The organism is Robbsia andropogonis (assembly GCF_034047095.1).
In the GTDB taxonomy this organism is placed as follows: domain Bacteria; phylum Pseudomonadota; class Gammaproteobacteria; order Burkholderiales; family Burkholderiaceae; genus Robbsia; species Robbsia andropogonis.
In genome coordinates this window covers 546,588-558,120 of the sequence record NZ_CP139164.1, presented here as the reverse complement: position 1 = coordinate 558,120, position 11,533 = coordinate 546,588, and the positions used below count along the sequence as shown (strand labels likewise).

The following is an 11,533-nucleotide window of genomic DNA, read 5'->3' as shown; positions in this document are numbered from 1 at the left end:
AGGCAGCGATCAAATCAAAACATCCATCAGTGTGTCGGCAAGCCGGGTACCAGGTTACCGCGCATATCGCGCACGGCACCGGCATCGGAAGGGGGCACGCCGTTCAGACCCACCATTGTGTCCGGTGACGACGACATCACGAGCGAGATCAAACGCCCATCCGCACGTCGGATAGTGACCGTCGATGGCGAAATGTTCGCAACGCGCAAACGTCCAGGCAACATGTCGCCTGGCGTGACATCGAACTGCCGCCCATTGGCAGACTGCATGGTGGCGGTGTAGCGGCGACCCAATCCTTCGATCGCCACGACCGACAAACCAGCGATTATCGCGCTGTCACGGGTACCATTCGCCGCGGCATCGCTACCGCCCATATCCGATGCGAGCCCCGCCTGCGAGGCCGCGTCGATCTTGGCGATCTCGGCACGGCGCTGCGCGATTTTCTGTTGCACATCAAGCTTTTTCAATTCAGCATTCAGCAACATGGTCTGCTCCTCAAGCGCGGTCATGCGGCGCGCCGCATCAGGCGTCCATGCCGCGTTCATCTGCTGCAGTTGCACGGCATCCCCGGACGACAGCGCCTCCTGTCCACCAGAAGGCAGCGTGCCGACGGCATGCCCCGCATCAGCCACCGTTGCGTTATCCACGACACCGGCATCGTGCGGCGCCAGGCGCCTTGGCCCCGACGCGGCGAGCGGCGCCGCGCTCGCTACCGGCGTCGGACTTGCCGCTACCGCATCCGCAACACCCCACCACAATGGCATCGATGCCAGCAGCATCCAGGCCCACGTACGTACAGTCGATCGCCTTGCCGCAGCGCGGCCCACGACGCCCCATCTCGATCGCTCACTTCGCATACAGCACTCCGTCCGCGGTCCACATCGCCGCTCGATACGTCAGTTTTTCGATTCGTACACCGGGCTCCACGAGCAAGGTGGCAAAAGTAGTAGGCGACATCCCGTCCAACGCCACGTGCCAGGTCCAGCGATGCCAAGGCGGCGGGGCCGTCATCCCCGGTCCGCGCGCGGCGACAGCAGGCAAAACAGGCGGACTCTGACGTACCACCTCAGGCGTCAACGCCAATTGCAGACCCAGGGTCTGGAAGCGGCTCAACAGACGTGCCGTGACCTGCTTTGCTTCAAGCAACTCGGTGTCCAGCGCCACTCCCGCACTGGCGCCCTCGATTGATCGCGCAAACGGCAGCGCGCCGCTAAACGTGGCCTTTTCGCCCGTCAAATCCAATTGCGCCTGAGGCACAGTCTGCAACAGCAACGCGATATTGGCCTCGCCACGCGACCAGACATAGGTGTAGGCCGTTCCCTGGCAATCAAAGCGATCCAATGCCCATCCGCCTGGCGCCACATTCCCGTAGGCAGCAAAGCACGCCTGCGCGAAGCGCGCCGGGCGGGGCTGGCTCAGCCAGGGTTGCCCCGGATCGGCCTGTCCCTGTGCAATACGCATCCGAGCCGCGGCAAAGGCGCGCGCCTGCGCCAGTTCGCGCTCGCGTTTTACATGCTGCATCCATAGAAGCACGCCCACCACGACACAGGCCAATGCGCCAACGATTAACGCAAGCATCAACGGCGACAGGCGTCGCTTGACCAATCGCAGCCGCGCATTCGATGGCACCGATACCCGACCACGGCGTCGTCCCAACACGTCATCGATCGTGCGGGGATAGAAGTTGTGAAAACCCAGCGACTCGATCTCTCCGTCGCCAATCACCACGTTCCACCCCCCTAATCCGTAATCGGAGGTCAGTCGGTCAAAGACGTCTTCCGCCGTACCGACCATCTCGCCATTAGGTAGAAACGTACCATCGCGCACGGCAAAATAGGCCCAGCGACCATCCGGCAACTTGAACGCCCCTAGCCAACTGGCGGCCGGTTGCTGGCGCCCTTCGTAAAACGCCCCCTCTTGCGCGATGGTTTTTGAGACAATTACGCCGAGCGAGGGCAATCCTGACTGAATGCCTGCGCCACCGTTGGCGAATCCTACTGCGGCAACGCCACGATCCAGGCGTAACACCATCAGGTCGAAGCTCAACTTCTGCGCGAGTTCGACCGCCTCCTTACGCAGCTCGTGCCGTCGCGACAGCGACTGCCAGAACAATCCGCAGACAAATCGTTGCCGCTGAATCTGGACAATCTGAATAGCCATAGATCAAGCGCCGTTCATCGTCACCGGCGTGATCAAAATCACGATCACTTCGCGGCTGCGCGACGCATCGTAGCCGCCACCCAGCGCATAGTTCTCCGGCCGTCCCACCCCCTGACGCGTCAGATTGTCATCAGTTCCTTCGTAACCGCTCAGCACCAGGGTCTCGCCGGATTTCATCGAGACACGTTGCAAGAAGTTACGCGTAGCCACCTCGGGCGTTTGAATCTGCTCGTTACCACTCGATACGGTGGTCAATGACGACAGAGAAGAAATATTGGTATAGAACTGCATCAACACGGTGCCATCATCGAGTACATGCGGCAACAATGTCATGTTGAACCCGGTCGTCACGGTCCCGGGCGTCAATGACGTCTGCGTGCCCACATTCAATGTGGCGGTTGTGGAAACCGATGCGAGATAGCCCTGCTGCGTAGCGACCTGAACAGGCACTGGCTGGTTATTCAATGTGGTGATGGATGCGGATGTCTTGCGCCGCACCTTTCCCTGCTGCGACAACGCAGAAATCATTGAAGCGGTACCCGATGCACGGCTGCGCGGTGAAATCACGTTTGCCGACAGCGACACGGGATTCGATACCGTTGACGCGAAACCGCCACTGAGGCTGAAAGCGCTGCCAAGGGCCTGGTATACCGCATTCCAATTGATCCCGTAGTTATCCTCCGATGACAAGGTAACGGACAACACGGTGACGTTGATCAGCACCTGTTTCGACAGCGACTGATTCGCCTCGTCCATGAACGAACCCACACGGGCCAGCACGTCCGGGGTGTCCGTTACCGTAATCGTGCCGGTTGCCGGCGACGTCACCACCGTGCCGCGGCGCGACAACATGGCTTGAATCGATGCTCGCAGACTGGAATAGACCGACAACGTCGAATTCACGACGGTATTTGCGGTGTTGTTCGATGTGACGCTCGACTGACCATTGCCATTGCCGCCGCTTCCCGACGTCATTGCGCCGCCACTGCCATAGCCGCCCGATCCACTGTTGCCGCCAGCGCCGTTGCCACCTCCCGAATCACTGCTCGCACCGCTCATGACATTTGCATTGATCGAGGCATCGCCGGGTATCGCATCCACCTGAAACGTACGCGTGTCAGTGAGGTAAAAAACCACCGCACCATCAGCATATTTCCAAGACAAACCGAAGCGCGTGGCCGCCGCATCGAGCAAACCTTGGAGATCGCCATGCCGGTAAGCGATATGCACTGTACCGCCATAGCCGTAAGCGTCGTTGCCCGGTGCGCTGCTCGATAGCGCACCGGTATCGCCACCCATGCCGGGTGGCAGCGGCGGAAGCTTTGCCCCCTGTACAGGCACGCCGGCATTTGCCCGCGCGCCGCCATCGCTCCCTTGTAGCGCGCTTGGCGCGACACGGGCCGGCAAGTGCGTCAATTGCGAGATGCGTTGCGCGAATTGCTGCACGGAGGCGACGTCGCGATCGAACGTAACCGGTTCCGAGAAGATCGGCGGCAGGGACTCGGTCCGCTGCAACTTGATCGGCTTACCCGAAAGCCACAACCCCTGGCGGACAACCACGCCGTCCGGCGATGTACCAGGATGGACGTCACCATGTCGTGCGGCCTCAAGCATCCCTTCCGATTGCGCATGATCAGCGTCCACGTCGTTGCTCAAACGTTGTTGTAAGCCGGTGCACCCCACCAACGCACCCGACAAAACGAACGAGACGCATGCCATGCGAGCCATGGACAGCGCATAGCGCGGTGAGCCTGGACGAAAGCGCCGATGCGCCAACGCTAGTCCTGCCATCCTTGCCGTCATCAACCCGCTCCCTTTGATACGATGCGCAACACTTTGTTTCCCTCATACAAGATCGCTTGAATCGGCGCCGTGGAAGACGAAAGTGCCGCTACAACAGATTGCAATGCGTCTTCGAAAGACCCGTCGATGGTGGCGTCGGCGTCGATCGGAAAATCGACAGGTGCTTCCCAGATCAACTGCCAGCCGGCACGTGCCGCCCAGCGGGTCAGCACTGTCTTTACCGTGCCGTCGTTTCGAGACAGGCGCCACACCATAGGTGGCGCGGACACAAGCGCGGCATGGCCCGCCACACCACTCTGAGAGCTGCCACTCGTCGATGATCCTTGCGACATTCCACCAGGAGGCAATGGCGGTGCCACGCGGGGTAATCCCACCGCTGCCCCTGACGATCCGCCCGCAGGCAATGGCAATGATTCCAGGCTGGGCGTCGGTTCATGCGCACGCCAATCCTGCCCGTTCCATGCGGCAGGTGCACGATAAGTAATGGTGACAAGATGAAAGTCACCATCGATCTGCGCGCTTAATTCAGGGTGTGCGAACAGTACATCACGCAACGCTTGCACCAACGGACGGTCTTTTTGCCAGGACACCGGCGTGCGCGACCAGGGTCCCGGGTCGGCAAGGTACACCGTGTAGTTGGCTGGAACGATCATCTTCAATGCATCACGCAACGGTACATCGGAGCCGCTACGGGTCACGCGAAAGTCGTCCCGTAATTCACCATCGACGCTGACCTGCTCCGAATGAAAAGCCGCCGCATTCGCTTGATCATTCGTCATCTTGCCGCGCTCGCGGTCTGATGCCCCCCGCCATGCCGGCATCGCCGTATCGTATGCATTCGTCGCCACGTCATACGCGGCATCCATCAAGGTATCAGGCGTGCGCAAATCAACATTCGACTGTGCCGATGCCGTCTCGTGCAAGCTCGTGACGATCAATAAAATGAGGATCATCCAGTGCGGCAAGTTCCATGGATGCCTTATGTTGCCGCATGAACGGGCGCTTTTGCATCGTCTCGGCTCCCCGGTCAGTTTCAGGCTTCGCATCTTCATTCCTTCTTGTTCACCGACGTGCATCCGCGCTCGATCCGCGCATCGTCACCACGCTTGTATATTTGCACTGATCGACATCCACTGGACTTTCTCAAAAGACGATGACAGCATGATCGGCATCGATGCGACCAACGTATCATTGGTGCCGATGCAAGCAGCACGGCGCATTCCCATTCACCTCGATCCTTCTTGCAAGATGAATACGTCACCTAGCGAACTGCGCGATCTTGTCCACGAATTGCTCGATCTCGTCGATCAGCGCCGCGCCTTTACAGACATTCATATCGAACAAGATCGTCCGATTATGCTCAAGACGCCGCGTGGCTGGATGGAAGCGGAAGGCGGCCCCGTGATCTACGACGAAATGACGCCGTTGCTCGATGCCATTGACGAAGAATGGGAGACCCATCTGGCCGCGGGTGCACTCGATAGGCCATTTGTACTCACACGATGCCGTCTTCGTTGCCATGTCTTCCGGACGTCCGCCGGCCGCAAGACCGTTATTTCGATACGTCGCCTTCCACTCACACCACTACCGCTGGACAAACTCGGATTGCCCGCTTACATCAAAACCATGCTCGAAAGTACAAAAGGCGTGATTCTGGTAACCGGCCCTACCGGTTCCGGCAAGACCACCACAATCGCTTCGCTGCTGGATCACATCAATCAGACTCGCAGTTCCCATATCGTCACGATCGAACAGCCCATCGAATATGGCCTCGAAAGCCGCCAGTCCATCGTGTCCCAGCGCGAGGTACCCACGGACACACCCAGCTTCGCCAGCGGCATGCGTGAAGTGCTGCGGCAACGCCCGGACGTCATCATGGTCGGCGAAATACGTGACCAGGACACCGCCGAAGCGGTGTTGCGCGCAGGGGAGTCCGGTCACCTCGTCTTCGCCACAATGCATACCAGCAGTGCGTTGAACACATTGACACGCTTCCTTTCATACTTTCCCGGAGAACAACGTGAACGGCATGCGGCAGCACTTTCACATGCCCTCATCGGCGTCATCTGCCAAAGTCTCTTGCCCAGCAAGGACGGTGATCAACTGATGCTTGCCAGCGAACTGCTCTTCAATCACAACCATCAAGTCAGTGCTTTCCTGGCCGATCCGGCCAAAATACATTTTTTGGCGGACTTCCTGAGACGAAAGGAAGACAACATGTCTCGCTCCCTTAACGAACACCTGATGCAGCTCGTGCAAAAAAACCAGATAAGCGCGCGCGATGCCTTACGTGCGAGCTATCAACGTCTTGAGTTGCACGAGATGCTGCAATCCAGCGCAACACGCTGATACCGCGTTGCATGTCATCTCTTCCAGGTTGAAGCAATCGAACGGAAAATTCATCTAGTCGAATTCTCACTGCAAATAAATCCAAAACGGCGAATTTTGACGATCTGTTACGATTTACTAAATGCTTTCATTATTTTTATAAATACTTTCAATTCGTGATGCAAAAGGATCTTTTCTTTCAATGGCACACGCGATCACTTTCGATATCTATAGGCAAGAATGTGGGGTAAGTTGCCGATATCTTTGCTTAAAGGGCGATTCTTTCGTAATATTACTTTTTGCTTTCAGAAAACCTTACATCGAGATCGGTAAGCACCGTATCCACCAAGCGCCGCCCCATCTCGTCAAATCTTTTGCGCTGAACACAGGAAAGTTCCCGATAGGCATCCTTCAGTGACTTTCCATCATTGAGGGGAATCTGACGTGTCGGAGAAGCCGAAGCGCGGTGATTCACGCGGCTCTTTGACGGCGTCACGCGCTCCAACGTATCGGCACCGTCGACGATCCAAGGCGTTAGTAAGTACTCGACGCGCTTCGCCAAGTCGACATCGCCCGTATGGCAGACCCATCTCGACAGATCCGCGTCGTCAAATAGCTGGTCGATACGTTCGTCCATGGAGATACCGACCGTCGGCACCGCATGCGATAAGCCGAGCAACGCTGCATGATATCGGGTGGTAATCACCGCCTTCGCCTCCGCAACCGTTCTCGCGACGGTCTGCAGATCGTGCTCACCACGCACCACAACCCGCACCGGGAACGGCAAATAGGCAGCGATTTGGTGACATGCGGACGCATCCAATTTCTCCATTGCCACCAGCACGGGCGTCACACCATGCTGCACCAGCCATGCCATGACTTCGGCAAAGGCCTGTTTGTAGCGCGAGAAGGACCTTGCACGTGCCTCATCCCATGTATGAAAGGTAAAAGGACCGTGGCGCTCATTCGATTGCGCACCGGCATGGTCCAAGCGCATCGCGCGTTGTACGTCGGACACCACGGGCCAGCAATACGGGTTATTGGGGCATAGTGCAACATACTCACCTGGGGCGAGGCCGTGCATAACGGGCGTGACGCGCGACGGTGCGCCGTCATTGGACAGGGCAAGGTATCCCCATGCGGTATCGGCCCCTTCCTCCGCAGGGATACCAAGATCCTTTAGTCGGCGCAGCGCTTTGCTACTTCGCGCCGTGATATGCACACCTCGATGCTGAGATACGGAGAAAGCCTGCAGCGAGACCGACATCGTACCGGCGTCGATGCCATAGGCAAACGCATGCTTGCCATGTGCCGCGGCCAGCGCAACACCGCCGATCAAGATACCCGCCAATGCATCGGAAAACTTGGAGGTATAAGTCGATCCCTCGACATTCAACACGACATCGAAACCGGGCATGACCTGCTCCAGCGCATCGGGAACATATTGCGCGCCCGTGGCGAGACGGTGTACCGATTGCAGCACCGGATGGTCGAACATATCGCCACAGGCAAACACGGTAATGTCGATATTGCCATCGCCGAACAACGTCCGAAGCTGTCGAATCACCCCGATCGTGCGCAGGTCCGCGCCAGTATTGCCGGCACCGGTATAGCCAAGCAAGAGCACACGCAACGGCCGAGCGGACCGCACTGTGTAATCTGGATGCGGCTGACTTCGAGCGGACACGGTACGCCGTGCCTCGGTAATCAATTCCGCCATGTCGGCGAGAAACACGGCATCGGGCGCACTTGCCGAAAGGAACCGCAGAAGCCGCGTGGATGGCCGCGCTAACCGCATGTTCGCCGCACCGGCTATGCGGTCTGCGGCCATACTCGCACGTCCCGGCATCAATTCAACCCGTCGCTCGGTCCTTTGTTTCATTTCCGCGTCCTCTTCCCTGTGCGTTTGACGGTTCTTCACAATGGCACGACTGCCTGGGCAATAGACTGGGTCGGATTCATATGTGGTTCGGTTGTCTGCTGTTTAAGCAACCCGTGGTTCGCCGCTTCCAATGCACTCCCCAACTGGCGCATCCCCAGCACCGCCGAATGGGCAGGCACGCAGACGTCGATGATAGTCACCCCACCATGGCGGCTTGCGTCGGTCAAGGCTGACGAGAGCGCGGTGAGCGATCGGACCGTACGGTGCGCAAGCCCGAAACCGGATGCGACCGCACAGATATTCACCGAAGTTGGATTGCGGATGACTTGTTGGTAATCAGGTAATCGCGCCAACGGCAGAAAGTCGAAGATCGCGCCACCCGCGTTATTCATGACGCAGATACAGGCTGGCGTCGTGATGCGTTGCGCATTGCTCAACGCGGGCAGGTCGTGCAGGAAGGACTGGTCACCGAGGACCAGCAAGCCAGCCCCCGCTGCATGATCGGCATCGCGTACCTGACCATCCGATACCTGATCCGCAGCGCATCGACCATGCGCGACCACCTCGCCGAGGAACGTGCCGATCGTCCCATCGATGCCGCACACGCCACGGTTCGTATAGATCGGCATGGCATGCTCCAAGGCGCCTCCAAACATCAGGTCGGCATGACGGATCGGCATCGAATTGCCAATATGGATGAAATCGAAATGCCGCGTCACAGGGGCCGAAAAAATCACCTGCATCGCGCTCAATTCCCCCCACGGAAAAGGCCGTAACGTACGTTTGCGCAGTACGCCGGCATGCTGGGCGGCGCGAAGCCACTGCGTGCGCCATGCACTCCGGGGCGGGCCAAGCACCGTGGCCACCCTGTCAGCGAAAATCGCAAGAAGCGCATCCGCCTGGTCACGAGGAAGCACCCACTCGGTCATATCCGGATGAAGAAAATCACGGGCGACCGGTACTGGCGTGATCTTGATCGTCGGGCAGTGCGTCGCCAGCAGATAGTCCTGGACGATCGGCATGACGGGTGCCAGGCCTAGACGAATGATCATATCCGGTGCCACCGTGGGGACCAATGCCGACAACGCCAGTGCATCGTGTCCATTCACCACATGCTCCCCACCACGCAGGCCGCTGCCGGTGTCCGCCAGAACTGGCCAGCCTAGCGTAGCCGCGAAATGCAACACAGCTTGATACGGCAAGCCGATATCGGGACCGGCGACAACCAAACCTCGCACGCCCTCTTCGTTTGGCTCTCGCCGATTCCCCGCCGCAATCGCCTGGTGTACCGCATGGCACAAAGCCTCGATGTGAAGCGGTAATATCGGCGCCTCACCGTGTACGTCGACATAGGCCGACTTGGCGCGCTCCGTCGGCGACGACCTGTCACCCCTGCGCCGTTCCAAGGCAGACTCCGCCGCGAGAGCGGATCGCGGCGATCCCGTCGACGGAGCCGTTTGACCCGTCGGCCGCACCACTTCCGCCAACATGATCTCGGTGGGATCGTACCGTCCTGCAAGTGGCATATTGATATGAACCGGGCCGGGATGGTTTCGGCCATCCCGGCCCGTCGCCGCCGATAACGCAAGCGCGATGGCAGCATGCAGGCCTGACAAGGAGAGGACATCATCATCTGGCGCTTGATGCATGGCATCATCCCCTTTTCCCCATGCATCATCGTCACATGGATCAGGCAAGTCGACACTATGGCGAACGAACGCGGCGCAGGCACCGATATGATCGGTCATCTGCCCAAACCCCGCGCCGCGCATCGCACGCGGTCGATCGCAACTGACCAGCACCAACGGCAAACCACATTCCAATGCCTCCGTCAGCGCCGGCACTGTATTCGCAATAGCCGATCCGGATGTCGTGACCATGACCACTGGTTCCGGAGACACCTTCAACATACCCACCGCGGCAAATGCGCCGCTCCGTTCGTCATTGCAGACCATCAAATCAGAAAACAGGCCGCTGGCACGCATGGCAAGCATCAGCGCGGCACTGCGGCCACCGGGGCTGAGGATGGCACGTCGAACACCATAAGCGTGCAGTACATCAATCAACACTGTTGCCCAGCGGGCATTCGCGGCATGCGCGCTCAGCGCGACGGGCAATTCAGGCCGACGAGCATTCATGGCTGCTCCTGTTCACGCCTACGCGCCATTACGCGTCTTGCGCGAATCGCGCCACCATCGATGGGCAATAGCACCGGTAGTGCATCCCAGAAATCGCGGTTTCCCAGCGAGGCTTGCTGCGCCGCCAGCATTGGCAAGTCCTCGCGTGCGAATGGCGTCATCAAGCCGTCCACAGCGAAGCGAACTAATTGCTTCGCCTCCGGCCCGACTGCCTTCGGCACACCAAAGGCGAAGAAATAATGCGTGCTTTCTTCCGTTTCCGGCGTTAACAAATGCGCGGAATGCGAAATCCGCCCAAGATCTTGTCCGGTGGGCGATACAGTTATCGTAATTTCCATCAATCCTGGTGGATCCCAGCGAACAGCAAGACGGCGATCCACGGGCATGCCGGGCGGCACGCCGAACGCCTGAGCAACAAACGGTGGAAGGATCTCGTTGCACGTACCTCGCAGCGACCACACCGTATCGCCTCGCTGCTCAAAGCGCCCGGGATCCGCCGCCATGGCGGGACTACCGAGCGTGTCTGGATGCAAGAATTGGAAATGACTTAAATCCAGCAAATTATCCGCGCTCAATTGGTAATGCGCTTCGCTACGAAGATAGCCGGTGCTTATCTCGTTTTCATCCCGTGACAAGAATGGAAACCGGGCAGTTGTCTCCCATGCCGCATTGCACAGCGAGGGTTCACCCATCCAGATCCAGACAGCACTGTCACGCTCCTTGACCGGAAACCGTCGCACCCGCGCGGCATCCGGTATGCGTCCGTCGCCGTGTGGATTGTGCACGCAACGTCCTGTGCTATCGAAGCGCAATCCATGATACGGACAGCCCAGTGTTCCATCGGCGCCGACATTACCACCAGATAACGGCGCAAATCGATGCGGACAACGATTCGCCAACGCGGTGGCATCACCCGACGCATCGCGAAACAATACGACGGACTCACCCAGCAACCTCCGCGCCAACGGCCTGTCGGCGCGTATTTCATCGGACCAGCCCGCGACATACCACGCATTACGTACGAATGACGAACGCGTAACCGCATCTGGTTGTTGCGCGGGGTTTCGATACCGTACGCTTTCGGCACTTTGCGTTGCCGAAAATAACGATGGGGCTTCCAACGGGCGTGGCATGAGCGCGTCGAGGGATGCCCCCGGCACCCGTTCCCTGGCAGTCATCGACAATACTCCTGAGTGGGATAAACAAAAGCAATCTGCAAGTT

General features: G+C 58.9%; 8 protein-coding genes. 1 reads left to right on the top strand and 7 read right to left on the bottom strand.

Annotation, left to right across the window (positions count from 1 at the left end; translation table 11 throughout):
• Positions 1–26: 26 nt before the first annotated feature.
• The 4 genes from pilP to SJQ66_RS29565 all read right to left on the bottom strand — a co-directional run bounded on the left by pilP (position 27) and on the right by SJQ66_RS29565 (position 4,217).
• Positions 27–857 carry a type IV pilus biogenesis protein PilP gene (gene pilP / locus SJQ66_RS02375; RefSeq protein ID WP_081765117.1) on the bottom strand — a complete coding sequence of 277 codons (831 nt, stop codon included), beginning with the start codon at positions 855–857 and terminating at the stop codon, positions 27–29.
• Entirely contained in the window at positions 847–2,160 is a 1,314-nt protein-coding gene (pilO2, locus tag SJQ66_RS02370) for a type 4b pilus protein PilO2 (protein WP_024905039.1), read from the bottom strand. Before pilO2 ends, pilP begins: the two co-directional genes overlap by 11 nt.
• Before the next feature lie 3 nt (positions 2,161–2,163).
• Complete coding sequence (pilN, locus tag SJQ66_RS02365) at positions 2,164–3,888, bottom strand: PilN family type IVB pilus formation outer membrane protein (RefSeq protein WP_024905038.1); 1,725 nt, start codon at positions 3,886–3,888, stop codon at positions 2,164–2,166.
• A gap of 74 nt (positions 3,889–3,962) precedes the next feature.
• On the bottom strand, positions 3,963–4,217 hold the full coding sequence (locus tag SJQ66_RS29565; protein WP_390174024.1) for a toxin co-regulated pilus biosynthesis Q family protein: 255 nt from the start codon (positions 4,215–4,217) through the stop codon (positions 3,963–3,965).
• A gap of 994 nt (positions 4,218–5,211) precedes the next feature.
• Between SJQ66_RS29565 and SJQ66_RS02355 the strand changes: the two genes are divergently transcribed.
• Positions 5,212–6,312 (top strand): type IV pilus twitching motility protein PilT, encoded by a 1,101-nt coding sequence (locus SJQ66_RS02355; RefSeq protein ID WP_320533829.1) that lies wholly within the window; start codon positions 5,212–5,214, stop codon positions 6,310–6,312.
• Between the two features lie 271 nt (positions 6,313–6,583).
• On the opposite strand, the gene SJQ66_RS02350 is transcribed toward SJQ66_RS02355, so the two are convergent.
• The 3 genes from SJQ66_RS02350 to SJQ66_RS02340 are packed head-to-tail and all read right to left on the bottom strand — an operon-like array spanning position 6,584 to position 11,489.
• On the bottom strand, positions 6,584–8,173 hold the full coding sequence (locus tag SJQ66_RS02350) for a polysaccharide pyruvyl transferase family protein (RefSeq protein WP_157685155.1): 1,590 nt from the start codon (positions 8,171–8,173) through the stop codon (positions 6,584–6,586).
• A gap of 35 nt (positions 8,174–8,208) precedes the next feature.
• The gene (locus SJQ66_RS02345; protein ID WP_320533563.1) at positions 8,209–10,311 is read right to left on the bottom strand and encodes a thiamine pyrophosphate-binding protein; all 2,103 of its coding nucleotides are present in this window, start codon (positions 10,309–10,311) and stop codon (positions 8,209–8,211) included.
• The gene (locus SJQ66_RS02340) at positions 10,308–11,489 is read right to left on the bottom strand and encodes a Rieske 2Fe-2S domain-containing protein (protein WP_024905033.1); all 1,182 of its coding nucleotides are present in this window, start codon (positions 11,487–11,489) and stop codon (positions 10,308–10,310) included. Before SJQ66_RS02340 ends, SJQ66_RS02345 begins: the two co-directional genes overlap by 4 nt.
• Between the last annotated feature and the right edge of the window lie 44 nt (positions 11,490–11,533).

Coding starts and splice junctions, on each gene's coding strand:
- pilN (WP_024905038.1), bottom strand. CDS start 3,888: ATGGCTCGCATGGCATGCGTCTCGTTCGTTTTGTCGGGTGCGTTGGTG.
- SJQ66_RS02355 (WP_320533829.1), top strand. CDS start 5,212: ATGAATACGTCACCTAGCGAACTGCGCGATCTTGTCCACGAATTGCTC.
- SJQ66_RS29565 (WP_390174024.1), bottom strand. CDS start 4,217: ATGGTGTGGCGCCTGTCTCGAAACGACGGCACGGTAAAGACAGTGCTG.
- SJQ66_RS02345 (WP_320533563.1), bottom strand. CDS start 10,311: ATGAATGCTCGTCGGCCTGAATTGCCCGTCGCGCTGAGCGCGCATGCC.
- pilO2 (WP_024905039.1), bottom strand. CDS start 2,160: ATGGCTATTCAGATTGTCCAGATTCAGCGGCAACGATTTGTCTGCGGA.
- SJQ66_RS02350 (WP_157685155.1), bottom strand. CDS start 8,173: ATGAAACAAAGGACCGAGCGACGGGTTGAATTGATGCCGGGACGTGCG.
- SJQ66_RS02340 (WP_024905033.1), bottom strand. CDS start 11,489: ATGACTGCCAGGGAACGGGTGCCGGGGGCATCCCTCGACGCGCTCATG.
- pilP (WP_081765117.1), bottom strand. CDS start 857: ATGCGAAGTGAGCGATCGAGATGGGGCGTCGTGGGCCGCGCTGCGGCA.